Source organism: Actinomadura fulvescens (assembly GCF_039533225.1).
Classification (GTDB): domain Bacteria; phylum Actinomycetota; class Actinomycetes; order Streptosporangiales; family Streptosporangiaceae; genus Spirillospora; species Spirillospora fulvescens.
In genome coordinates this window covers 484,391-507,365 of sequence record NZ_BAAATD010000005.1, presented here as the reverse complement: position 1 = coordinate 507,365, position 22,975 = coordinate 484,391, and the positions used below count along the sequence as shown (strand labels likewise).

At 71.3% G+C, this 22,975-nt stretch carries 21 protein-coding genes; 11 read left to right on the top strand and 10 right to left on the bottom strand.

The window, feature by feature from the left end; all coding sequences use genetic code 11:
* Positions 1–35: 35 nt before the first annotated feature.
* Positions 36–1,214 (top strand): C40 family peptidase, encoded by a 1,179-nt coding sequence (locus tag ABD333_RS21385; protein WP_344543465.1) that lies wholly within the window; start codon positions 36–38, stop codon positions 1,212–1,214.
* 203 nt (positions 1,215–1,417) lie between these two features.
* On the opposite strand, the gene ABD333_RS21380 is transcribed toward ABD333_RS21385, so the two are convergent.
* Entirely contained in the window at positions 1,418–2,062 is a 645-nt protein-coding gene (locus tag ABD333_RS21380; RefSeq protein ID WP_344543463.1) for an acyl-CoA-like ligand-binding transcription factor, read from the bottom strand.
* Entirely contained in the window at positions 2,043–3,590 is a 1,548-nt protein-coding gene (locus ABD333_RS21375; protein ID WP_344543462.1) for an MFS transporter, read from the bottom strand. Before ABD333_RS21375 ends, ABD333_RS21380 begins: the two co-directional genes overlap by 20 nt.
* Positions 3,591–3,703: 113 nt before the next feature.
* Between ABD333_RS21375 and ABD333_RS21370 the strand changes: the two genes are divergently transcribed.
* The 7 genes from ABD333_RS21370 (at position 3,704) to ABD333_RS21340 (ending at position 10,352) form a co-directional block, all read left to right on the top strand.
* On the top strand, positions 3,704–4,225 hold the full coding sequence (locus ABD333_RS21370) for a hypothetical protein (protein ID WP_344543460.1): 522 nt from the start codon (positions 3,704–3,706) through the stop codon (positions 4,223–4,225).
* A 217-nt stretch (positions 4,226–4,442) separates the two neighbouring features.
* Positions 4,443–4,961 carry a hypothetical protein gene (locus tag ABD333_RS21365; RefSeq protein WP_344543459.1) on the top strand — a complete coding sequence of 173 codons (519 nt, stop codon included), beginning with the start codon at positions 4,443–4,445 and terminating at the stop codon, positions 4,959–4,961.
* Between the two features lie 87 nt (positions 4,962–5,048).
* Complete coding sequence (locus ABD333_RS21360; protein WP_344543457.1) at positions 5,049–5,867, top strand: isoprenyl transferase; 819 nt, start codon at positions 5,049–5,051, stop codon at positions 5,865–5,867.
* A gap of 126 nt (positions 5,868–5,993) precedes the next feature.
* On the top strand, positions 5,994–7,343 hold the full coding sequence (gene phoH2 / locus ABD333_RS21355; protein ID WP_344543456.1) for an RNA 5'-3' helicase PhoH2: 1,350 nt from the start codon (positions 5,994–5,996) through the stop codon (positions 7,341–7,343).
* 532 nt (positions 7,344–7,875) lie between these two features.
* A complete protein-coding gene (locus ABD333_RS21350; RefSeq protein WP_344543454.1) occupies positions 7,876–8,829 on the top strand; it encodes an aggregation-promoting factor C-terminal-like domain-containing protein in 954 nt (317 codons plus the stop codon).
* Positions 8,830–9,201: 372 nt separating this feature from the next.
* Positions 9,202–9,660, top strand: a complete 459-nt coding sequence (locus ABD333_RS21345) for an aggregation-promoting factor C-terminal-like domain-containing protein (protein ID WP_344543453.1) — start codon at positions 9,202–9,204, stop codon at positions 9,658–9,660.
* A gap of 185 nt (positions 9,661–9,845) precedes the next feature.
* Positions 9,846–10,352, top strand: coding sequence for an aggregation-promoting factor C-terminal-like domain-containing protein (locus ABD333_RS21340; protein WP_344543451.1), 507 nt, complete (start codon positions 9,846–9,848; stop codon positions 10,350–10,352).
* 197 nt (positions 10,353–10,549) lie between these two features.
* Here the strand turns inward: ABD333_RS21340 and ABD333_RS21335 are convergent, their stop codons facing one another.
* From ABD333_RS21335 to ABD333_RS21320, 4 genes are all read right to left on the bottom strand, one after another.
* Entirely contained in the window at positions 10,550–11,941 is a 1,392-nt protein-coding gene (locus ABD333_RS21335) for a class II fumarate hydratase (RefSeq protein ID WP_344543450.1), read from the bottom strand.
* A 78-nt stretch (positions 11,942–12,019) separates the two neighbouring features.
* Positions 12,020–13,291, bottom strand: a complete 1,272-nt coding sequence (locus tag ABD333_RS21330) for a serine/threonine-protein kinase (RefSeq protein WP_344543448.1) — start codon at positions 13,289–13,291, stop codon at positions 12,020–12,022.
* A 123-nt stretch (positions 13,292–13,414) separates the two neighbouring features.
* The gene (locus ABD333_RS21325) at positions 13,415–15,055 is read right to left on the bottom strand and encodes a fumarate hydratase (RefSeq protein ID WP_344543446.1); all 1,641 of its coding nucleotides are present in this window, start codon (positions 15,053–15,055) and stop codon (positions 13,415–13,417) included.
* An 84-nt stretch (positions 15,056–15,139) separates the two neighbouring features.
* Positions 15,140–16,120 carry a DMT family transporter gene (locus tag ABD333_RS21320; protein WP_344543445.1) on the bottom strand — a complete coding sequence of 327 codons (981 nt, stop codon included), beginning with the start codon at positions 16,118–16,120 and terminating at the stop codon, positions 15,140–15,142.
* A gap of 114 nt (positions 16,121–16,234) precedes the next feature.
* Between ABD333_RS21320 and pdxR the strand changes: the two genes are divergently transcribed.
* Positions 16,235–17,671, top strand: a complete 1,437-nt coding sequence (gene pdxR, locus ABD333_RS21315; protein ID WP_344543443.1) for a MocR-like pyridoxine biosynthesis transcription factor PdxR — start codon at positions 16,235–16,237, stop codon at positions 17,669–17,671.
* Positions 17,672–17,700: 29 nt separating this feature from the next.
* Positions 17,701–17,931 (top strand): hypothetical protein, encoded by a 231-nt coding sequence (locus ABD333_RS21310; protein WP_344543442.1) that lies wholly within the window; start codon positions 17,701–17,703, stop codon positions 17,929–17,931.
* Positions 17,932–17,937: 6 nt separating this feature from the next.
* On the opposite strand, the gene ABD333_RS21305 is transcribed toward ABD333_RS21310, so the two are convergent.
* The 3 genes from ABD333_RS21305 to ABD333_RS21295 all read right to left on the bottom strand — a co-directional run bounded on the left by ABD333_RS21305 (position 17,938) and on the right by ABD333_RS21295 (position 21,065).
* Complete coding sequence (locus tag ABD333_RS21305) at positions 17,938–19,194, bottom strand: MFS transporter (protein WP_344543441.1); 1,257 nt, start codon at positions 19,192–19,194, stop codon at positions 17,938–17,940.
* 105 nt (positions 19,195–19,299) lie between these two features.
* The gene (locus ABD333_RS21300) at positions 19,300–20,112 is read right to left on the bottom strand and encodes an ABC transporter permease (protein WP_344543439.1); all 813 of its coding nucleotides are present in this window, start codon (positions 20,110–20,112) and stop codon (positions 19,300–19,302) included.
* The gene (locus tag ABD333_RS21295) at positions 20,109–21,065 is read right to left on the bottom strand and encodes an ABC transporter ATP-binding protein (RefSeq protein ID WP_344543438.1); all 957 of its coding nucleotides are present in this window, start codon (positions 21,063–21,065) and stop codon (positions 20,109–20,111) included. Before ABD333_RS21295 ends, ABD333_RS21300 begins: the two co-directional genes overlap by 4 nt.
* A 103-nt stretch (positions 21,066–21,168) precedes the next feature.
* On the opposite strand from ABD333_RS21295, the gene ABD333_RS21290 reads away from it, so the two are divergent.
* The gene (locus ABD333_RS21290; RefSeq protein WP_344543750.1) at positions 21,169–21,777 is read left to right on the top strand and encodes a DUF1707 SHOCT-like domain-containing protein; all 609 of its coding nucleotides are present in this window, start codon (positions 21,169–21,171) and stop codon (positions 21,775–21,777) included.
* Positions 21,778–21,878: 101 nt separating this feature from the next.
* Here the strand turns inward: ABD333_RS21290 and glpX are convergent, their stop codons facing one another.
* Positions 21,879–22,913, bottom strand: a complete 1,035-nt coding sequence (glpX, locus tag ABD333_RS21285; RefSeq protein WP_344543437.1) for a class II fructose-bisphosphatase — start codon at positions 22,911–22,913, stop codon at positions 21,879–21,881.
* Between the last annotated feature and the right edge of the window lie 62 nt (positions 22,914–22,975).

Here is a 22,975-nt window from a genome sequence, read left to right as displayed (position 1 = left end):
CCATAGTCAAGGTCGACCTTCGAGGGAGTGTTGCCGTGCGCAGGCCGGACCGCCGGGTTCTTCCGACGATCATCGGCGTTTCGGTGCTGACCACGCTGGCCGCCAACACGGCCGTCCTGGTAGCGCATCGGCAGGGAGGCGACGGTCCGCAGGCCACTCCGCAGACCGCGCACCAGCGGTTCGTGGCCGCCTCAAGCAACGGTCAGCTGTCGCCGACGGCCATCGCCCCGCTCGGTAAGCGCCGGTCACCCCAGGTGATGGTGGCGGCGCCGGCGTCCCTGCCGCCCGAGGTGATCGAGAAGGTACGCAGGGTCAAGGGCGTGCAGGGCGTCGAGGTCGTCGACGCGGTCCAGGCGATGGTGGCGGGCAAGCGCGTGGGCCTGCTCGGCGTCGACCCGTCCACGTTCCGCAACTACACGCCCAAGCCGACCGCCCAGTCGGACGCCCTGTGGCGCAACATCGCCGGCGGCGACGTGGCGATCTCGTTCACCATGGGCAACGACGGCGGCGTCCAGCTCGGCACCCAGATCCCGGTCGGCGGCAAGCAGAAGCAGTCGACGCTGCGCGTGGGCGCGTACGCCACGATGGGCATCGCCGACGTCGACGCGGTGATCTCGCACGCCAGCGCCCGGTCGCTCGGCATGCCGTCCGCCAACGCGATGCTGGTCAGCGCGCCGAAGGCCAAGGCCACCAAGCTCATCAAGGAGCTGCGCAAGCTGCTGCCCAAGCAGGCCCGCGCGGTCGAGGTGAGCCCCAAGATCGATTACCCGCAGGCCCGGAAGCTGCCGGACGCCAACGGCCAGGTGATGACCGCGCAGCAGGTACAGACCGTGATCCGCGCCGCCCACACCCGCCTCGGCTGGCCGTACGTGTGGGGCGGCGAGTCGGAGGCCGAGGGCGGCTACGACTGCTCCGGGCTGATGCAGTACGCCTTCGCCCGGGCAGGCATCAGGTTGCCCCGCGTGGCAGCCGACCAGGCGCGCGCCGGCTGGGTGATCCCCTACAGCAAGGCGCAGCCGGGCGACATGCTCATCTGGGCCAACGACCCGACGGCGCCGGGCTACATCTCGCACATCGCGCTCTACCTGGGCGACGGCAAGATGCTGGCGGCCCCGCGGCGCGGCACGGTCGTGCAGATCCAGAACGTCTACACCCGCAACATGCGCGGCGCCGTCCGAGTCAACCCACGCCAAGCCGCCCGCGTAGCCGGCTGAACACATCCCGATCCCGGCCGTACCGGCGATCGCGATGGCCGCGAACTCATCCGCACGCCGGAACACCTTCTCGCTCTCAGCCGTCACGCGAGTGCGCGACCGGGTCGTGAAGCGATGTCGCCCGTCCACTACACCCCCCGCCCAGCCACCCTTGGCGGTTCGGGTCCGAGCCGCCAGGCGAGGACTCCGAGGCCGCGAAAGAATTAACAGAGCGGGAATCCGGCTGCGAGGAGTTCGAGGTTGTGGTCGATGTGGTCGGTGAGGTCGTCGATCGCGACCCTGCCGTCCAGCCACGCGTACATCGCCGCCTGTAGGACGCCGAGGAGCGCCCAGGTGAACGCCTCGACGTCCAGGTCGTCCTGCGGGCGGCCGGTGCGTTCGGCGATGACTTCCTTGAGCACGGCGTGCGTGCCCTCGCGCAGTGACTCGGTGGTGCGGGCGCGCAGCGCGGGCACCTGGGCGGTCAGGCGCATCCGCGCGGTGACGGCGTCCAGGTCCCCGGCGAGCATCTGCGGCAGGATCTCGCGGAACGTGGCGCGCAGCGCCTCGATGGGCGCCAGCCCGGCCGGCTGGGCCCGGAAGATCTCCGCCATGATCGGGTCGTACTCGTCGGTCACGACGACGTCTTCCTTGGTCGGGAAGTACCGGAAGAACGTGCTCGGGGAGATCTCCGCCGCCTCCGCGATCTGCTCGACGGTGGTCTCGTCGTAGCCCTGCTCGGTGAAGAGCCGGAGGGCGTGGTCCTGGATCGCCCGCCGGGTCTTCAGCTTCTTGCGCTCCCGAAGCGGCAGCCGCTCCAGCCGGTCCTGGAGTCGGTCGATGGCATGCTCAGGAAGCGACGTGCTCATGGTCCGATTCTGGGCTATCGGCGGCCGGCCGCGCACGTTCCGGCGGCGGCTGGAAGATCCAGACCAGCAGGGCCACGGTGAGGGCGCCGAGCGCGCACACCGCGAGCGCCGCGTTCATGCCGTGCACGTAGGCGTCCTGGGCGGAGGCCAGCAGCCGGCCGTCGCCGAGCCGTTCCGCCACGGCGGCGGCCCCGCCGATCGAGTCGCGGGCCTGGCCGGCGGCCTCGGCCGGCAGGCCGTCCAGGTCGACGCGGTCCCGGTAGACGACCGACAGCAGGCTGCCCAGCCCCGCGATGCCGAGCGCGCCGCCGGTCTGCCGAAGCGTCTGGACAAGGCCCGAGCCCCGGCCGGCCTGGTCGTCGGGGAGGCGGGCGAGGACGACGTCCATCGCCGGGACCATGGTCAGCCCGACGCCGAGGCCGAGGACCGTCAGCCACATCGCGGTCGAGGAGTAGGCGTCGCCGGTGTCGGTGAGCGCGCCCCAGCCGAGCCCCGCGGCCAGCAGGAAGAGGCCGGTGACGATGAGCGGCTTGTGGCCGGTGCGCGCCGTCAGGCGTTCGGTGGCCAGACCGCCGACCATGAGGCCGAGGAGCATCGGGATGAGCCGCAGTCCGGTGTCGAAGACGCCGTTGCCCTGCACCACCTGTAGGTACTGCGGAAGCACGAAGAGCGTGCCCGCCATGACGACGGTCCCCAGCGTTCCGGCGATCACGGCCCAGGTGAACGCCGGGTCCCGGAACAGGGTGACGTCCATCATGGGCTGCGCGAGGCGCCGCTCCCACAGGACGAACACCGTGAGCAGGACGAGGCCGCCGCCGATCGCGGCGACGATGACGGGGTCGCGCCAGCCGTCCGCCGGGCCCTCGGTGATCCCGTACACCAGGCCCGTGAGACCGGCGACCGACAGCAGCGTGCCCACCACGTCCAGGCGGGGGACGCTCGTGTCACGGGATTCGGGGAGCAGGAGGGCGACGGCGACCGCGGCCACGGCGACCACCGGCACGTTGATCAGGAAGATCGAGCCCCACCAGAAGTGCTCCAGCAGCCAGCCGCCGAGCAGCGGCCCGAGCGGCAGGCCGAGCGCCATGGACGCCGACCAGATCGCGACCGCCCGGGTGCGCTCGTGCGGGGGAAAGATCGCCGGCAGGATTGACATCGACAGCGGCATCATGATCCCCGCGCCGACGCCCATGAACGCACGGGCGACGATCACGCTCCCCGGGCCGTCCGCGAGGGCGCCGCCGAGTGAGGCGAGGCCGAAGACCGCCATGCCGGCGAGCAGCAGGCGCTTGCGGCCGAACCGGTCGCCCAGCAGCCCGGCCGGCAGCAGCACCGCCGCGAAGACCAGCACGTACGAGTCGACGATCCATTGCAGTTGGCTGGTGCTCGCGTCCAGATCCGCGGAGAGCGTCGCCAGCGCCACGTTCAGGATCGTCAGGTCGAAGCCCAGGGCCAGCAGGCTGAGCGCGAGCGCGCCCAGACCCCACCACCGCCGCGCGGAGCCGCGCGTTTCCGGAGTCGTTGACATGGCCTGCCTCCAAGTAGTAGTCACTCGTAAATGAGAGTAGCTCTCAAAAGGTGGTCCATGTCAATGTGCTCGTTCCCTTGGTGGTGGGCGCCTGAGGCTGTAATTTTGATTACATGAATACGAATGAAGCAGCGGAGACCGTGCGAGGCTGGTTCTCCGGGCGGCTTCCCGAGAACTGGTTCGAGGCGGTGCCCGAGATCGTGCTGGACAGGGAAGAGGTCAGCGTCGTCGGACGGCTGCCGGTGCCCGCGGCCGCCGCGAAGCTCGCCGGCACCGAACGGGCCGCCGCGGTGGCGGGCCACATCCAGCGTTTCCGCGAGGACACCCGCGACCAGCGCATCGCCATCGCGCGCGAAGCCGAGCACCGGTTCGGCCACAAGGTCTCGTGGGGCGTCGAGTGCGAGGAGCAGCGGGAGATGTTCACGACGCTCTCGGTCCCCGTCATGACCCGGCTGCGCCAGCCCGAACGCCGCGTCCTGGACACCCTGGTGGACGCGGGTGTGGCGCGCAGCCGCAGTGACGCGCTGGCCTGGTGCGTCCGCCTGGTCGGCAAGAACACCGACGAGTGGCTCGGTGAGCTGCGCACCGCCCTGGAGTACGTCGAACGCGCCCGGGCCGCCGGTCCGCAGGCCTGAGCCGCCGGTCCGCGGGGCTGAACCGCCGGTCCGCAATCCTGAAACCGCCGGGCCGCGAGCCGGAACGGCCGTATTGATCGTTTTAGGTGCCCGCGTGCGGACGAGGCCGCCGAACATTACATGATCTCAAGCCCGGCTAGGTGTGATCATGGTGGTGGCCTGGCCTAATGTGCCGGACGTGGGGGGACTTCGCTGTCTTGACGGATCATCGCTGGCGGTGGTGCCGGTCGCGTCGCTCGACCGCGGCGGCACACCGTACGAGGTCACGCTGGAGCTGCGGCGCGACGGGGACTCGTTCGGCGCGGTGGGGGAGCGCTGCGGCTACTTCCTCGCCGAGCTCGCCGAGCGGGTGGCCGCCGCGCGCGCCGGAGGGTCGCCGCAGGCCGCCGCGTGGCCCGATCCGGACGACCGGTTCCCCGATCCGCCGCCGAGCGCGGGCGGTACCCGCGAGCCCGAGCTCTTCGCCTTCCGCTACCGCGACCGCGGTGACGTGGCCAGCACGGGGGAGCTCCGCTGCGCGCTGCGCACCTCCTCGGTCTGGATCGAACGGCAGGGCACCGGCCTCGGCGTATGGCGGGTCGCCCGCCGCGCGGTGATCGAGGCCTGGGGCTCGGGCGGGCGCGGTGTACGGGCCGTCCTCACCTCCGCCGAACTGCACGACTTCCTCACCGAACTTCTCGCCGACGCCGAACGGGCCGGTGCGAGCTACCGTGGGCATCAGCGCACCCGTCGCTGAGTAAATACCGGAGACGGTGGGACAACCGTCACGTCCGGGCCATAATTGAGCGTCGTTCTAGACGGAACACGGCGGGACGGGGAGCACATGGGCACGGGGCGGCGCGCGAGGCTGACCGGCGCGATCAAGAGCAGTGCCGCGTACGGGGTGGTGCGGGACGCCGCCTACCGCATGTACGAGCGCCGGGTCGAGTCGTCGCTGCCCACCGACATCATCCCCCGCCACGTCGGAGTCATCCTGGACGGCAACCGGCGCTGGGCACGGTCGATGGGCATGGCCGACGTCAACACCGGCCACCAGCGCGGCGCCGACAAGATCTCCGAGCTGCTGCACTGGTGCACCGAGGCCGGTGTCGAGGTGGTCACGCTCTGGCTGCTGTCCACCGACAACCTGGGCCGCCCGGCCAGGGAACTGGACCCGCTCCTGGCGATCATCGAGAAGACCGTCCGCAACCTCGCCGCCGACGGCTGGCACGTCAAGCCGGTCGGGGCCCTCGACCTGCTGCCCGACAAGACCGCCCGTGTCCTCAAAGATGCCGGTGAGGCGACATCGGGTGCTCCGGGGCTGATTGTGAACGTCGCGGTTGGGTATGGAGGTAGGCGTGAGATCGCTGATGCGGTGCGCTCTCTGCTCCTGGAGCAGGCGGGCAAAGGCACCAGCATCGAGGAACTCGCCGAGGTCCTCGACGTCGAGCACATCGCCGAGCATCTCTACACGCGCGGTCAGCCGGACCCCGACCTGGTCATCCGTACCTCGGGGGAGCAACGCCTCTCCGGCTTCATGCTCTGGCAGAGCGCCCATTCGGAGTTCTACTTCTGCGAGGTCCACTGGCCGGACTTCCGCAAGGTCGACTTCCTGCGGGCGATCCGCTCGTATGCCGCGCGCCACCGGCGCTACGGTTCCTAAGGATCATCCACCCCTGATCCTCGCCCGTCCTGCCCGTCCTCCGACCGGCCGCGGCCGTGCGGAGTCGGGCAACCGGGCGGAGGGCCGGCGCGCCACGGGTAGTTCCCCCAGAAACAGGGAGATCGAGTGGCCACATCCTCCACGCGCCGTCCCGCCTCCGGGAACCCCGGGCCCACCGGCCCGGACCGGCGCACGTACGTCCTCGACACCAGCGTCCTGCTCGCCGACCCGGGAGCGATGACCCGGTTCGCCGAGCACGAGGTCGTACTCCCCATCGTCGTCATCTCCGAACTCGAGGCCAAGCGGCACCATCCGGAGCTCGGCTACTTCGCCCGGCAGGCCCTGCGCACGCTTGACGACCTGCGGCTGGAGCACGGCAGGCTGGACGAGGCGCTGGCCATCGGGGAGCAGGGCGGCACGATCAGGGTCGAGCTCAACCACTCCGACCCGAGCGTGCTGCCCGACGGCTTCCGGCTGGGCGACAACGACACCCGGATCCTGTCGGTGGCGAGCTGGCTGGCCAGGGAGGGGCGCGACGTCGTCCTGGTCTCCAAAGACCTGCCGATGCGGGTCAAGGCCTCGGCCGTCGGCCTCGCCGCGGAGGAGTACCGCGCCGAGCTCGCCGTGGTGGAGTCCGGCTGGACCGGGATGCGCGAGCTGGAGGTGCCGGCGGGGCGGATCGAGGAGCTGTACGAGTCGGGCCGGGTGGATCTGGACGAGGCGCGGGACCTGCCCGCCCACACCGGCCTGCGGCTGCTGTCCGAGCGCGGTTCCGCGCTCGCGCGGGTGCAGGCCGACAAGTCCGTACGGCTCGTCCGCGGTGACCGCGAGGTGTTCGGGCTGCGCGGCCGGTCCGCCGAGCAGCGCATCGCCCTGGATCTGCTCCTGGACGACGAGGTGGGCATCGTCTCGCTCGGCGGGCGGGCGGGCACCGGCAAGTCGGCGCTCGCCCTGTGCGCGGGCCTGGAGGCCGTCCTGGAGCGCCGCCAGCACCGCAAGGTGGTGGTCTTCCGCCCGTTGTACGCGGTCGGCGGCCAGGAGCTCGGCTACCTGCCGGGTTCGGAGAACGAGAAGATGTCGCCGTGGGCGCAGGCGGTCTACGACACGCTCTCGGCGGTGACCACCCCGGAGGTCATCGAGGAGGTTTTGGACCGTGGCATGTTGGAGGTCCTGCCGCTGACGCACATCCGCGGCCGTTCGCTGCACGACGCGTTCGTGATCGTCGACGAGGCGCAGTCGCTCGAACGCGGCGTCCTGCTGACCGTCCTGTCGCGGATCGGGGCGGGCTCGCGGGTGGTGCTCACCCACGACGTCGCGCAGCGCGACAATCTGCGGGTCGGACGGCATGACGGCGTCGCGGCGGTCGTCGAGCGGCTCAAGGGCCATCCGCTGTTCGCGCACGTGACCCTCACCCGTTCGGAACGTTCCCCGATCGCCGCTCTGGTGACCGACCTGCTGGGCGACGTCGGCGGCTGATCGGCGGTGCCGCGCACCCTGCCGGCCGCGCGTTGATCGCCGAGGGGGCCCCGGCGGTGGCCGACACCGCCGGGGCGCCCTTCGCGCGAGAATCCCTCACCCACAGTGATGATCGATCATCTCTCGGTCAGTTGTGATGAAGGTCACACGAACTAAGGCGAACGTAAGGATGCCCAGGTCCCCACGCCGTTTCGGCAAACTTTGCACCGAGTTGACAAACGCCTCACCCAGAGCTTCTGTCTCGTTTTGGTTGCGGAGCACTCCACGACGTCGGGCATTGTGTCTCCTCGTAAGCACCCCCCGAGCGGTGCGAGCGTGCGTGGCGGTCCCCTGAAACGTCGCGCGGGCGATGCTCCGCTCCGGGTCCGGGTCCGCCTTTCACGGGCGGACGGCGGGCCGGGGGTGGACGCACCCTCGTGCGCGTGTCCATGCGCGTGCGACCGTCGGAAGGACCGCCTTGAACGGAGACCACCCCAGGTCCCCTAGGCGAGACGATCGACAGAGCTTTGACTCCCCGGGCCACCCTGACGACGTGCAGGTCGCGGGTGGCTCGCCCGCCCCCCAGGATCCTGGCCTCCCCCCGGCCTCCGGTGGTGACACCGCGGCGATGCAGGCGCTGCCCGAGCAGCCGTACGGCGAGCCTCTGCACGCCGAGCCCGCGTACGGCGAGCACACGTTCGGCCAGCCGGTGCACGGCGAACCTGCGTACGGCGAGCCGGCCGAGGCGGAGACGACGCGCGTCGACGCGTTCCCCGCGGGCCCCATGGCCGCCGGTCCCGACGGCCCGCGCGACCAGATCGGCAGCGACCGCTCGCCGCGCCGCGCGACCCTGCCCTCCGGCGTCGGCCTCAAGATCGCCGCTGTGGCGGCCGGTGCGGCCGTCCTCGTCGGCGGCGGCGCGGTCGCCGCGTTCGCGCTGACCGGCGACTCCGGTGACGACAAGGCGGGCAAGAGCGGCAACGCGACGGTCTCGCCGGCCCCGCTGGCCGCCGACGCGCCCCAGGCGGACACCAAGGCCCTGGAGGCCGAGCGGCGCCGCCAGGCCTACGAGCGCGCCTCGCGTGCGGCCCGCACCAAGCAGGGCAAGGCCCCGGTGCTGCGCCCCAAGGGCTCCCCGATCCCCACCAAGAAGCCCGGCAAGGACGGCGGCGGCGACCTGCCGCCGATGGGCGACCCCGTACCGGCCGGCCAGGCGCAGGCGATCGCCAAGTCCCTCCTGCCGAGCTACGGCTTCAGCGGCAAGGGCCAATTCGGCTGCCTCGTCGAGCTGTGGAACAAGGAGAGCGGCTGGAACACCCATGCCGCCAACCCGTCGGGTGCCTACGGCATCCCGCAGGCCCTGCCCGGCTCCAAGATGGCCAGCGCCGGACCCGACTGGCGCAACAACCCCCGCACCCAGATCAAGTGGGGTCTCGGCTACATCAAGGGCCGCTACGGCACCCCCTGCGGCGCCTGGTCCGCCTTCCGTTCCAAGGGCTGGTACTAGGCACATCCCCCTGTACTCCGGGCGGCCCTCATCATGGCCGCCCGGCGAGGACCTGTGAGTCCTCAGCGCGCGGGACGTCGTTCCCGCGGCGCATGATGCCGCGCTGACGCGGCCGGCCCCTTTGACGGGCCCACAACACGGCACCGGCGTGAAGGATGCGCCGGAACGCCCACATCTCAGGCGGAGACGCACTGCGGCGTCCCGCCGTCGCCTCGGAAATCGTGCACGGCCACCCGTTCGCCGGGTGCTGCCCGCACGTGTCCTCGTCCCCCCGGACGTTCGGTGCCCGGTCGCCCCGCCCTGCGCGGAGCCGCACCAACGAGGTGAAGCCCGCTGGGCCGACCGGCCGCCCGGCATGATGAAAGGTTCGTTTTGGTTCGCACGTCCGTCCGTCGCTCCGCGACTCTCGCGCTCGCCGCCACGCTGACCTTCGGCGTCGTCGCGGAGACGGTTCCCGCCCAGGCCGCCGCCCCCACGACTTCCACGACCGTGGTCGCCGCCAAGGCCCAGGCGAAGAAGAAGACCCGCGCCCAGCGCAACAAGGCGATCGCCAGGCCTCTGGTCAAGAAGCGCGGCTGGTCCAACCGGCAGTACAAGTGCCTGGTGAAGCTCTGGAACCGCGAGAGCCGCTGGGACCACAAGGTCCGCAACCGTTCCTCCGGCGCGTACGGCATCCCGCAGGCCCTGCCGGGCCGGAAGATGCGCAGCGCCGGCAAGGACTGGCGGACCAACCCCAGGACCCAGATCAAGTGGGGCCTGCGCTACATCAAGGGCCGCTACGGCACCCCCTGCCGCGCGCTGAGCCACTCCAACTCGCGTGGCTGGTACTGATCTGTCCGGATAGGACGTGGTTCGCTCGGGGCAGCGGCTCCCGGCGGCAGAACGAAGGGGCGGGCTCCGGCCCGCCCCTTTTGTCACCCCCGATGGGCTGCGCATGCCAATAGGTCGGCAAAGCCCTGGCACAAATGACCGGATCCGCTGATTATCGGCGGGTGATCCGCAGCACGCTACGGGACGTGTCACCTCACATACGCAACCGCTTTCGAGTGATCGCTCTAGGCGTGGCCGCCGCGGTGGTCGGCGGTCCCATGGCCGTCAGCCCGGCGGAGGGCGCCGTGGCCGAGGCCCGGCGCACCGTCACGGTGGGCGCCCAGAAAAAGATCCATGAAAAGCGGGCTTTGAAACGCATCCATGTCAAGCAGCGCAAGCTCGGCCGCAAGCAGGCGAACAAGCTGCTGGCCAAGGCCATGATGGCCCGGCACGGCTGGCGCCAGGCGACGCAGTTCCGCTGCCTGGACCAGCTGTGGACGCGCGAGAGCGGCTGGAACGAGCACTCCCACAACGCGTCGAGCGGCGCCCACGGCATCCCGCAGGCACTGCCCGGCTCCAAGATGGCCGGAGCGGGCCCGAACTGGCGCTCGAACCCGCGCACCCAGATCAAGTGGGGCCTGCGGTACGTGAAGCACCGCTACGGAAGCCCCTGCGCCGCCTGGGGCCACTTCCAAGCCACCGGCTGGTACTGAGCCGCAGGCAGGGATCAAAGCTTCAGGCTGGTACTAAAACCTGATCGGCGACCTGGCTACGCACGCGAACGCGCTAACGGGTCGTGAAGGGAGCCGAAGGCGAAGCTTCACGAGAGATCGCGAAGCGATGTCGCGTTCGCCGCTTTTGGGGTTCGGGGGGCGAGCCGCTAGGCGAGCCCCCCGAGGCCACGAAAGCTTTAAGCACGCGTCATGCCGAGGACGTCCAGTGCGGTGTCGAGTTGGTCCAGGGTGAGTTTGCCCTGGTCGACGTAGCCGCGTTCCAGGACGACCTGCCGGATGGTCTTGCGTTCCCGGAGGGCCTGCTTGGCGACCTTCGCGGCCTCCTCGTAGCCGATGTAGCGGTTGAGGGGCGTCACGATCGAGGGCGACGACTCGGCGTACTCGCGGGCGCGTTCGACGTCGGCCTCGATGCCGTCGACGGCGCGGTCGGCCAGCAGCCGCGAGACGTTCGTCAGCAGCGTGATCGACTCCAGCAGGTTGCGGGCCAGCATCGGCAGCATGACGTTGAGCTCGAAGTTGCCCGACGCGCCGCCGAACGCGATCGCCGCGTCGTTGCCGATGACCTGCGCGCCGACCTGGGCGACCGCCTCGGGGATCACCGGGTTGACCTTGCCCGGCATGATCGACGAGCCCGGCTGCAGGTCGGGCAGGCGGATCTCGGCCAGCCCGGCGCGGGGTCCCGAGCCCATCCAGCGCAGATCGTTGGCGATCTTGATGAGGCTGACCGCGACGGTACGGAGCGCGCCGCTCGTCTCCACGAGCCCGTCCTGCGCGCCCTGGGCCTCGAAGTGGTTGCGCGCCTCCCGCAGCGGCAGCCTGGTCAGCCGGGCGATCTCGGCGATCACCCGTTCGGCGAAGCCCTCCGGGGTGTTGATGCCCGTGCCGACCGCGGTGCCGCCGAGCGGCAGCTCGGCCAGCCGCGGAATCACGGCCTCCAGCCGCTCCACGCCGAGCTGGATCTGGGCCGCGTAGCCGCCGAACTCCTGGCCCAGCGTCACCGGCGTCGCGTCCATCAGATGGGTACGGCCCGCCTTCACGACCGCGGCGAACTCGATGGCCTTGCGGTTGAGCGCGCCCTCCAGATGCCGCAGCGCGGGGATCAGATCGTTCAGGACGGCCCCGGTGGCCGCGATGTGGATGGAGGACGGGAAGACGTCGTTCGACGACTGTGAGGCGTTCACGTGGTCGTTGGGATGGACGGGGGCGCCCAGCCGCTCCTCGGCCAGCGTCGCGATGACCTCGTTGGCGTTCATGTTCGAGGACGTCCCCGAGCCCGTCTGGAACACGTCGATCGGGAACTGGTCGTTCCACCGGCCCGCGGCCACCTCCAGCGCGGCCTCCTTGATCGCCGCCGCCAGGTCCTTGCCGACCACGCTGAGGTCGGCGTTGATGGTGGCCGCCGCGGCCTTGATGTGGCCGAGCGCCGCGATGTGCGCCGGCTCCAGGCCGCGGCCCGAGATCGGGAAGTTCTCCACGGCCCGCTGTGTCTGGGCCCGCCATTTGGCCGTCGCCGGTACCCGTACCTCGCCCATGGAGTCGTGCTCGATCCGGAACTCCTGCTCGGCCATGGCTCAGCCACCTCCGTCTATGAATCTCACCCTCTTCCCATTCCCAGCCCGCGGGCCGCCTCGCGCATTCCCCGCGGGTCAGCCTCCGGAGGCCGCCTTGTGGACGGTGTGGCGCTGGGTGACCCCCGGTTGCCCCGGCGGCTGCTGCTTGCCGTTGATCCAGACCGCGCAGGCGCCCGCGTCCTGCAGGACGACGTTGAGCTGCGGCTGGTCGTACTGGCGGGTGTCGCCCTCGGCGAGGGTCTCGTTGGCCAGCACGTTGATGGTCTGCCCGGGCACCGAGACGAAGACGTGGCACGACCCGGTGAGCGCGCGGATCACCAGGGCGTTGGAGCCGGCGCCCGGCGGCGCGGCCGTCGGATCGCCGTTCGCGGCCGAGGTGGGCGCGGTCGGGGACGGGGTGGGACTCTCCTTCATCATGCCGACGATCAGCGCGGTGGCGCCGATGCCGCACGAGGCGACGATGGCGGCGATCATCGCGATGACGGCGGCCAGCCGGTAACGCGGCGCGGGCGGCCGGCGGCCGGAGCGGGGCCCGGCGAGCGCCCGTTCGAGCCGGTCGGACGCGCGGGCGTGGCTCAGCCGCCGGGTCGGGTTCTTCTCCAGCAACCCGGTGATCACCGAGGTGAGCGCGCCGGCGTTCTGCGGGGTGGCGACGTTCTCGTTGGCCAGTGCGCTGAGCGTGGCCATCACGTTCTCCCGTTCGAACGGGGGACGGCCCTCGACGGCGGCGTAGAGCGTGGCGCCGAGCGACCACAGGTCCGACTGCGGGGTGGCCTTCTCACCGGCGGCGACCTCGGGCGCCACGTAGGCGGGCGACCCCATGAAGTGGCCCGTCTTGGTGAGGCTGACCGACCCCGAGGAGTAGGCGAGGCCGAAGTCGGTGAGCACGACCCGGTCACCGTCGAGCAGCACGTTGCTCGGTTTGAGGTCGCGGTGGACGATCCCGGCCTTGTGCGCGACCGCCAGCGCGCTGAGCAGCTGGCGGCCGATGTGCGCGGCCTGGGCGGCGGAGATCGGTCCCGACCGTTCGATGAGCTGTTCGAGGCTGGGCGCCTGGATCAGCTCCATCACGATCCAGGGCCGGCCCTGTTCGATGACGACGTCGTAGACCTCGACGATGGCGGGGGAGCGCAACTGCGCCGGGGCCCGTGCCTCGCGCAGCGTCCGGCGGTAGAAGACGACCCGGTCGTCCTCGGAGAGATCCTCGGGGAGCCGCAGCTCCTTGATCGCCACGGCGCGATCGAGGAGCTCGTCATGGCCTCTCCACACGGTGCCGTTGGCACCGGAACCCAGTTCCGAGACCAGCCGGTAGCGCGTCGCGAGTACGAGGCCACCTGACTGAGACATGGCGGAAAAGATACCGGAGTGGCCATGTGGTCATATTGGAGACCTAGGCACCAACTTGGATTTGGCGACAATAATCTGACTAATGCGTACGATCCTCGCGTTCGGCCAGGGTCGTACGCCGGCCTAGCGGCGGCCGATCGTCAGCACCGGGCCCGTGGTGTCGGCGAAGAAGTCGTTGCCCTTGTCGTCCACGACGACGAACGCGGGGAAGTCCTCGACCTCGATCTTCCAGACCGCCTCCATGCCGAGCTCGGCGTACTCCAGGACCTCCACCTTCTTGATGCAGTCCTGGGCGAGCCGGGCGGCGGGGCCGCCGATGGAACCGAGGTAGAAGCCGCCGTGCGCCTTGCAGGCGTCGGTGACCTGCTGCGAGCGGTTGCCCTTGGCCAGCATGACGAACGAGCCGCCCGCCGCCTGGAACTGCTCGACGTAGGAGTCCATCCGGCCGGCCGTGGTGGGGCCGAACGAGCCGGACGCGTAACCCTCGGGCGTCTTGGCCGGGCCGGCGTAGTAGACGGCATGGTCGCGCAGGTACTGCGGCATCGGCTCGCCCGCGTCCAGCCGTTCCTTGATCTTGGCGTGCGCGATGTCGCGCGCCACCACCAGCGGGCCGGTGAGCGACAGCCGGGTCTTGACCGGGTACTTGGTGAGCTCGGCGCGGATCTCGTCCATCGGCCGGTTGAGGTCGATCTCCACGACCTCCTCGTCCAACTGCTCGTCGGTGGTGTCGGGCAGGTAGCGCGCCGGGTCGGTCTCCAGCCGCTCCAGGAACACGCCCTCCGCAGTGATCTTGGCCAGCGCCTGCCGGTCGGCGCTGCACGACACCGCGACGGCCACCGGGCAGGACGCGCCGTGCCGGGGGAGCCGGATGACGCGCACGTCGTGGCAGAAGTACTTGCCGCCGAACTGCGCGCCGATGCCGAGCTTCTGGGTGAGCTCGAAGACCTGCTGCTCCAGTTCCAGGTCACGGAAGCCGTGGCCCAGCGGGGAGCCCTCGGTGGGCATCGTGTCGAGGTAGTGCGCCGAGGCGTACTTGGCCGTCTTCAGCGCGTACTCGGCGGAGGTACCGCCGACGACGATCGCCAGGTGGTACGGCGGGCACGCGGCCGTGCCGAGCGAGCGGATCTTCTCCTCCAGGAAGGTGAGCATCCGCTTGGGGTTCAGGACGGCCTTGGTCTCCTGGTAGAGGAACGACTTGTTGGCGCTGCCGCCGCCCTTGGCCATGAAGAGGAACTTGTAGGCGTCGCCGGGGGCCGCGTACAGCTCGATCTGGGCGGGCAGGTTGGTGCCGGTGTTCTTCTCGTCCCACATGGTGACCGGCGCCATCTGCGAGTAGCGCAGGTTGAGCTTGGTGTACGCGTCGTAGACGCCGCGTGAGAGATGCTCCTCGTCGCGTCCGTCGGTCAGGACGTGCTGGCCGCGCTTGCCCATCACGATCGCCGTGCCGGTGTCCTGGCACATCGGCAGCACGCCGCCGGACGCGATCCCGGCGTTCTTGAGCAGGTCCAGCGCCACGAACCGGTCGTTCGGCGAGGCCTCCGGGTCGTCCAGGATCTTGCGGAGCTGCCGGAGGTGCGCCGGCCGCAGCAGGTGCGAGATGTCGTGCATCGCGGTCTCGGTGAGCAGCCGCAGCGCCTCCGGCTCGACCTGCAGGAACGTGCGCCCGTTCGCTTCGAACGTCGACACGCCCTCGGATGTGAGCAGCCTGTACTCGGTGTCGTCGGCGCCGAGCGGCAGCAGGTCGGTGTAGGAGAACTCAGGCATCGAAGATCCTCGCGCACGTTCTGATGGGGGCCGCCCTACAGGGTACGGCCCCTCACCCGCAGTTCGGCTGGCAGGGCGATCCGGCTAGCAGGTCGCCGTGGCCGTTTCGGTGGGCGAAGCGGGCCCGGAGGCGGAATCGGCGGTGGCCGGGACGGGCTCGGGAAGCCGTCGGCGGCGCCGCCGGGGCCGCAGCCCGATCACCACGCCCGCGGCGACCAGGGCCGAGCCGGCCAGGTCGGCCGGGCCAGGGCTGCCGAGGCCGAGCACGACGGTGGTGATCACCGCGCTCACCGGGATCATCCCCGCGAACAGCCCGGCGCGGTCGGCCCCCAGCCGCCCCATCGCGTCGTACCAGAGGAAGAACGCCACGGTCGTGACGATCACCGACAGGTAGGTGAAGCCCGCCGCCTCGCTCGCTGTGGGCAGGCGCAGCACGGCGCGGCCGTCGGCGATGAGGCCGATGACCAGGAGCATCGGCGCCGCCAGGGCCGCCGAGTAGGCCGACACCCGCAGCGGGCCGAGCCTGGGCAGCAGCGGCACGGCCAGCAGGGAGAAGCACACCTCGCCGCCCAGGGCGCCCAGCGACAGCAGCAGCCCGCGCAGGGTGCCGCTGCCCAGCCCGTTCGCGAGGCCCGCGCCCAGGGTCACCACGACGGCCGAGACGACGATCACCGGCGACGGCCGCCGCCGTTCGAGGATCGGCCCGACCAGGGCCAGCGCGATCGGCACCGTGGCGATCACCGTGCCGATGGTCGCGGGGCTGGTGTCACGGGTCGCGGCCACGATGAACACGTTGAACGCGGCGAGCCCGGTGCCCGCGAGCGCCGTCAGCAGCGCGAGGTCGCGCACCGTCAGGTCGCGCAGGGTGAACCTCCGCCGGGTCTGGCGGGAGTCCACGAGCCGTACGGCGACGAGCAGGATCGCGGCGGCGACCGTGTACCGCACGGCCTGGCCGCCGAAGACCGGATAGTCGGCGATGGTGGCCGACACGGCGGTGAGGGTGCCGACGAAGAACATGGCGCTGCCGGCGCCGAGCATGCCCCTGGTGCTGGTCGTCGAAGTCATGACATGGGACGCTAGAAGGAGTTTGGTCCCTGGCACAGGGCCAATCCGACCACAGGATCGTGGACCAAGGCGTCGAGGGTGACGCCCGGCCACGTTCCGGACGCTGAGCATGATGTGACCGACTTGCATCTCACCCTCGACCGGGCCGCCGGACGTCTCGCCGCGCAGATCGCCGCGGGGTTCCGCGCGGCCGTCCGTACCGGGCGGCTGACCGCCGGAACCCGGTTGCCGTCGAGCCGCGACCTCGCCCGCGACCTCGACGTGTCGCGGGGGGTCGTGGTCACCGCCTACGAACAGCTCATCGCGGAGGGCTTCCTGATCGCCCGCCGCGGCGACGGCACCCGGGTGGCGCCGCTGGCCCGCGCGGACTCGCCGCCGCCCGCCGGCCGCCCGCCGGTCTGGCCCTGCGAACCGGCGGCGCGGCCGTCGCTGGAGACGCCGGATGGATCGTTCCCGTACGACCTGTGGCCGAGCCAGCCCGACCTCGCCGCGTTCCCGCGCGAACGCTGGCTCGCCGCGATGCGCGCGTCGCTGCGCACGCTCCCGAAGGAGGATCTCGGCTACCCCGACCCGGGCGGCGCACCGCTGCTGCGGGCGGAGCTGGCCGGCTACCTCGGCCGGGTCCGGGCAGCGCACACCGACCCCGAGCAGGTTGTGATCATGAACGGGGTCGCGCACGGGCTGTCGGCCGTCGTCCGGATGCTGGTCGGGGACGGGCACCGCGAGCTCGCGGTGGAGGACCCCACCAGCAGCCGCCAGATCCCGATGCTGGACGCCACCGGTGTCCGGCTCGTCCCCGTCCCGGTGGACGCGGAGGGCGTCGACGTCGCCGCGCTCGCCCGGACACGGGCCCGCGCGATCCTGGTCACCCCCGCCCACCAGTACCCGACCGGCGTGGTCCTGTCGCCCCGCCGCCGCGCCGAGCTGATCGCCTGGGCGCGGGACGTGAACGGCCTGATCGTCGAGGACGACTACGACGCCGAGTTCCGCTACGACCGCGAACCGGTGGGCTGCCTGCAGGGCGTCGACCCCGACCGGGTGGTGCTGCTCGGCTCGGTGAGCAAGGCGCTCGCGCCCGCGCTGCGCCTGGGCTGGGCGGCGGCGCCGCCGAAGCTGGCCGAACGGCTCCGCACCCACCGCGCGCAGAACGACCTCGGCGCGCCGGTCCTCGACCAGTACGCGTTCGCGAACCTCATCTCCACCGGCGCCTACGACCGGCATCTGCGCACGATGCGCCGCCAGTACCGGGCACGCCGGGACGTGCTGGTGGAGGCCCTCGGCAGGTACGCGCCCTCGGTCGAGGTGCGCGGCGTCTCGGCGGGCATCCACCTCTACGTCGAGCTGCCGCCCGGCTCCGACGAGGCCGCCGTCGTCGTGGCCGCCGCACGCCTCGGCGTCTCGGTGGCCGGAGCCGCCGCCATGTGGTCTCCGGCCAGGACGGGCCAGTCGCCGCCCGCACTGGTGCTCGGTTATGGCCGCCTCGGTGAGTCGCGCCTGGCCGAGGCCGCCGAGCTGCTGGGCAAGGCGATTGCGCAGGAGGTGCGGGGGTAGGTAGCTCGTCTCAGCGGAGGAGGCGACGGATGAGTTTGGAAGAAGCGGCACGGCAGCTCAAGATGGCCGTTCACGATTCCCAGGTGGCTTTCGACTTGGTGGGGCTCGGAGAGCTGGAACGTGCCCAAGAGCACGCGGTCATGGCCCGCGCGGCGGCGGACGCCGCGGAGACCGCGTTGGCACGGGCCATCCAGGACATGTCCCCGGAGCAGGCCAACTCCGAGGGCGAACGCGCGGTGGCGGCTCTGGAAGAGGCCTGACGCACGTCAGACGACGGGGCGTTCCGCGACGGGTGTGTCGTCGCGGGCGCCCCTGACGGGCTTGGGGTCGAAGCCGCGTGCGGTGGCGAAGATGACCAGGACCAGCACGGTCGGCACGACGAACGCGAGCCGCAGGCCGTTCTCGCTGCTGATCGGCGAGATGGCGCCGACCACGGCCGCGCCGAGCACGAAGCCCACGTAGTTGAAGACGTTCACGCGCGCGACCGCGATGCCGAGCCCGGTCGGGTCGACCCGGCCCGCGGCGGTGTAGGAGACCGGCGCGATGACGCTGAGCCCGAGGCCCGCGACGGCGAACGCGGGGATGGCGACGTAGGCGTTCGGCGCGGCGACCACGCCGATCATGCCGAGGAGCCCGACGGCGGCGCCGGCCCGCACGACCGGGACGGGGCCCGACCGGCGGACCCCGAAGTCGGCGACGGCGCGGCTGACGACCATGGCCACCTGGTAGGCGACGTAACCGAGCGGGCCGACCCAGTCGCTGCTGGAGAGCTCGTCCTCCAGGTACTTCGCGCCGTAGTTGGAGATCGCCGCGTCGGCGAGGTAGAACACCGCCATCGCGGTGCCGACGATCAGGATCGGGCGCCACGGCACGCTGCGCCCGGCCGCCCGCAGGTCCGCCGGCGCGGGCTGCCCGGCGGCCTCCTCGGCCTTGTCGTAGAGCCGGTGCCCGGTGGCGAGCGAGGCGGCGACGCCCGCCGCGGCGGCGATCGCGAATCCGGTGAGCAGCGAGAGGTCGACCTTGTTGGCCAGCGAGGACCACAGGCCGCCGAGGATGCCCGCCACGCTCCAGACGGCGTAGAAGCCGGTGATCAGGCTGACGCCGTACCGCCGTTCGACGGCGACGGCCTGGGCGTTCATGGAGGCGTCCACGCCGCCGACGAAGAGCCCGAACAGCGCCACGGCCACGTACAGGGCGAGATCGTTGTCGCCGGTGAGGCCGATGAGGACGACGGTCAGGCAGACGGCCGGCTGGCTGATCCGCAGGACAGGCCCGCTGCCGAGACGGGCGAACAGGAATCCCGACAGCACGCTTCCCACGCCCGCGATCAGCGGGACCATCAGCAACACCAGGGAGAGTGTCGCGTCGCTGAGGTCGTGCGTTTTCTGGATCTTCGGTACCTGGGTGACCAGCGAGGCGAAGCACAGCCCCTGGATCGCGAACGCGGCGTACGTGGCGAACCGCGCCCCGCGGTCGCGTGCTGAGCCACCACCGGTGATGCCGTGCCCGGCCGACGCTGCCATGCGGCGTCCACCTCTCTGAGCCGCGCTGAGCAGCGACTCAATGTGAAAGATTTTCGCGTCAGCGTAGGGACGGCGAGGTCACCGGTCAAACGTGACCGGGCTCACTCAGGCGATGAGGCGGCGGCGCATGCCCCGGACCGCGATGATCCACATCAGTCCGGCGAACGCCGCCAGGACCGCCAGATGGCCGAGATCGGCCAGCGGCCGGAGCCCGAACACCGCGTGCCGGACCAGTTCCACGCAGTGGAACAGCGGGTTGAGCCGCGCCACCACGTGCACCCAGCCGGGCAGCGAGTCGACCGGGAAGAACGTGCCCGCGACCAGGAACAGCGGCGTCACCACCCCGGTGATCACATAGTCGAACGAGTTGATCGACGGCACGACGGCCGACGCCCACATGCCGAAGAGCGCGAAGCCGAGCGCGGCGACGAACGTGACGATCGGCACCAGCACCATCCCGGGCGCCGGGTCGAGCCCGAAGATCATGGCCACCACCAGCGGGGAGCACGAGTAGAGCGCCGACTTCGAGGCGATCCACGACGCCTCGCCCGTGACCAGTTCGTGCGTGTCGACCGGCGCGGCCAGCATCGCGTCGTAGGTGTGCTGGTAGACCCGCCGGATGTAGCCGTTGAACATCCCGGGGAAGACCGAGGTGAACAGCGCGGCCGTGCCGACCATGCCGGTGCCGACGAAGTCGAGGTAGCGGTAGTCGCCGACCGCCGCCACCAGCGACCCGAAGCCGTAGCCGAAGGCCAGCATCATGAACGTCGGCTCGAACATCGACGCGAACGACGCCGAGCGCCAGTAACGCCGGAACAGCGCGATCTCGTGCCGCCACACGCCCCTGACGGGCGCGAGCTCGAACCGCCGCAGCCGCGGCGCCGCGCCGCCGGACGTCCGGACGATGGTCTCCGTCATTCGACTCGTTCTCCCGTGAGCACCACGAACACGTCCTCCAGATTGGCCGCGCGGCCCACCCCGTCCGGGCCGAGGTCGTCGACCAGCGAGGGCGGCATGGTCTCGGCCTTGAGCACCGACACCGACGTGCCGGTCCGGCGCGTGGGCAGCCCGGCGGCGCGCGCCAGCCGTTCCACGGCCTCCAGGCGCCCGGGCGGCCCGTAGTGCTCGACGACGCGTTCGCCCGCGTGCTCGGCGATCAGAGCGGCGGGCGCGCCGCGCGCCGCGACCCTGCCGTGCGACATCAGCGCGCAGTCGTCGGCCAGCCGCTCGGCCTCCTCGATGTAGTGCGTGGACATCAGGACGGTGGTGCCGCGCGACCGCAGCCCGTCGATCAGCCCCCACAGCTCGGCCCGGACCTGCGGGTCGAGGCCCACGGTGGGCTCGTCCAGCAGCACCAGGGCCGGACGGTGCACCAGACCGCGCGCGATCAGCAGCCGCCGCCGCATCCCGCCGGACAGATCGCCGGTCTTGGTCCGCTGCCGGCCGGTCAGGTGCGCCAGCTCCAGCGCGTCGTCCACCGCGGCCCGCCGGTCGCCGCGCGGCACGCGGTAGAGGTGGGCGAAGACCTCCAGGTTCTCGCGGGCCGTGAGCTCCTCGTCGAGATTGTCCTGCTGGGGGACGACCCCCATCGCGGCCCGTGCGCGCTTGGACTCGCGCGGCACGGCGAAGCCGAGCACCTCGATGGTGCCCTCGTCCGCCACGGCCTGCGCGGTGAGCAGCTTCATCGTGGTCGACTTGCCCGCGCCGTTGGGACCGAGCAGGCCCAGGCATATGCCGGTGCGGACATCGAGGTCGAGCCCGTCGACGGCCGTGAGCCCGCCGAAGCGCTTCACGACCCCCCGCAGGTCGATCGCCACCGCCGGGTCGGTCGCTCGCTGGATCGAGATGGCTTCGGTCCGTTGCACCGCCATGCCGTCACGATAAGCACAGGACCGGACAAAACCCCACAGCTTTTCCGGTCGTCCACGCCCGGCCTATCCGAGGCCACGGTCCTTTACCCTTCTTGATGTGGACATGCCGAGGCGACGGTCTCCCGCCGACCAGGCCACCCCCGTGCGCGACCTGCGCGCCTCCGACTCCGACCGCGAACGCGTGGTGAGCGTGCTCGGCGAGGCGCTCGCGGACGGGCGGCTCACCATGGAGGAGCACTCCGAGCGCACCTCGGCCGCCTACGCCGCCCGCACCCTCGGCGAGCTGACCGGCCTCACCACCGATCTCAGTCCCGAGGAGGCCCAGCCGATCCTGGTCGACGACCGGCCCATCTCGATCCTCTTCGGCCGTACGCGCCGCGAGGGCCGCTGGGTGGTGCCCGTCCGGCTGCCGCTCGTCGCGCTCTTCGGCACGGTCGAGCTGGACCTGCGCGAGGCGGTCCTCCAGCGGCGGCACGTGGTGCTCGACTCCATGGTCCTCGGCGGCCGCATCCGCATCCTCGTGCCCGAGGGCGTCCGGGTGGACGTCACCGGCCGGACGTTCGTCACCACCCGGGACCTGCGTACCCGGCCCGGCCACGAGGGGCCCACAGTCGAGATCAGCGGGACCATGATCTTCGGCTCGATCCGTGCGCGGGCGCCCAAGCAGACCCTCCGCGAGCGTGTGCGCGGCCGCCTCGGCCGCAAGCGGTGAAGTCGCGAGCGCTGAACGGGCCGCAGGCTTGATCACGGCGAAGGGCCGCGGGACGGATCGTCCCGCGGCCCGTTCGTGCCCTGCGTCCCCTGTGCGGCGGCTCAGACCGCCGTGTCGAAGTTGATCGCGCTGTAGGCGCGCAGCTTGCTGAGCTGGTGCTCGCTGGAGACCGTGCGGATCGTGCCGCTGCGGGAGCGCATCACCAGCGAGTGGGTGAACGCGGTGCCCTTGCTGTAGCGGACGCCGTCGACGAGCTCGCCGTCGGTGATGCCGGTCGCGGCGAAGAACACGTCGTCGGAGGTGACCAGGTCGTCGGTGGTCAGCACGCGGCCCAGGTCGTGGCCCGCGTCGACGGCCTTCTGCCGTTCGGCGTCGTCCTGCGGCCACAGCCGGCCCTGGATCACACCGCCCAGCGCCTTGATCGCGCAGGCCGCGATGATGCCCTCCGGCGTACCGCCGATGCCGAGCAGCAGGTCCACGCCGGTGCCGTCGCGCGCGGCCATGATCGCGCCGGCCACGTCGCCGTCGGTGATCAGCTTGACCCGGGCGCCGGCCTCGCGGATCTCCTTGACCATGCCGTCGTGGCGGGGCCGGTCCAGGATGACGACCGTCACGTCCTCGGGCGCCGAGCCCTTGGCCCGCGCGATGGCCCGGATGTTGTCGGAGATCGGCCGTTCGATGTCGACGACGTCGGCGGCCTCGGGACCGGTGACGAGCTTCTCCATGTAGAACACCGCGGACGGGTCGAACATCGAGCCGCGCGGGGCGACCGAGAGCACCGCGATGGCGTTGTTCATGCCGAGCGCGGTGAGCCGGGTGCCGTCGATCGGGTCGACCGCGACGTCGCACTCCGCGCCGCCGCCGTCACCGACCTCCTCCCCGTTGTAGAGCATCGGGGCGTTGTCCTTCTCGCCCTCGCCGATGACCACCACACCCCGCATGGACACCGTGTTGATCAGCTGGCGCATGGCGTTGACCGCGGCGCCGTCGGCGCCGTTCTTGTCGCCCCTGCCCACCCAGCGGGCCGCGGCCATGGCGGCGGCCTCGGTGACCCTGACCAGTTCCATCGCCAGGTTCCGGTCCGGGGCCGCCGGCTCGGTGGCGAGCGGCGAGGAGACGGTGGTTTCGTCGGACATGCGAGGCAGCCCTTTCGGTCGGCGGATGACTCGGATTCTCCGTGTGACCAGCCCTGGGACAC

Coding starts and splice junctions, on each gene's coding strand:
- ABD333_RS21380 (WP_344543463.1), bottom strand. CDS start 2,062: ATGAGCACGTCGCTTCCTGAGCATGCCATCGACCGACTCCAGGACCGG.
- ABD333_RS21375 (WP_344543462.1), bottom strand. CDS start 3,590: ATGTCAACGACTCCGGAAACGCGCGGCTCCGCGCGGCGGTGGTGGGGT.
- ABD333_RS21370 (WP_344543460.1), top strand. CDS start 3,704: ATGAATACGAATGAAGCAGCGGAGACCGTGCGAGGCTGGTTCTCCGGG.
- ABD333_RS21360 (WP_344543457.1), top strand. CDS start 5,049: ATGGGCACGGGGCGGCGCGCGAGGCTGACCGGCGCGATCAAGAGCAGT.
- ABD333_RS21335 (WP_344543450.1), bottom strand. CDS start 11,941: ATGGCCGAGCAGGAGTTCCGGATCGAGCACGACTCCATGGGCGAGGTA.
- ABD333_RS21330 (WP_344543448.1), bottom strand. CDS start 13,291: ATGTCTCAGTCAGGTGGCCTCGTACTCGCGACGCGCTACCGGCTGGTC.
- ABD333_RS21325 (WP_344543446.1), bottom strand. CDS start 15,055: ATGCCTGAGTTCTCCTACACCGACCTGCTGCCGCTCGGCGCCGACGAC.
- ABD333_RS21320 (WP_344543445.1), bottom strand. CDS start 16,120: ATGACTTCGACGACCAGCACCAGGGGCATGCTCGGCGCCGGCAGCGCC.
- ABD333_RS21310 (WP_344543442.1), top strand. CDS start 17,701: ATGAGTTTGGAAGAAGCGGCACGGCAGCTCAAGATGGCCGTTCACGAT.
- ABD333_RS21305 (WP_344543441.1), bottom strand. CDS start 19,194: ATGGCAGCGTCGGCCGGGCACGGCATCACCGGTGGTGGCTCAGCACGC.
- ABD333_RS21300 (WP_344543439.1), bottom strand. CDS start 20,112: ATGACGGAGACCATCGTCCGGACGTCCGGCGGCGCGGCGCCGCGGCTG.
- ABD333_RS21295 (WP_344543438.1), bottom strand. CDS start 21,065: ATGGCGGTGCAACGGACCGAAGCCATCTCGATCCAGCGAGCGACCGAC.
- ABD333_RS21290 (WP_344543750.1), top strand. CDS start 21,169: ATGCCGAGGCGACGGTCTCCCGCCGACCAGGCCACCCCCGTGCGCGAC.
- glpX (WP_344543437.1), bottom strand. CDS start 22,913: ATGTCCGACGAAACCACCGTCTCCTCGCCGCTCGCCACCGAGCCGGCG.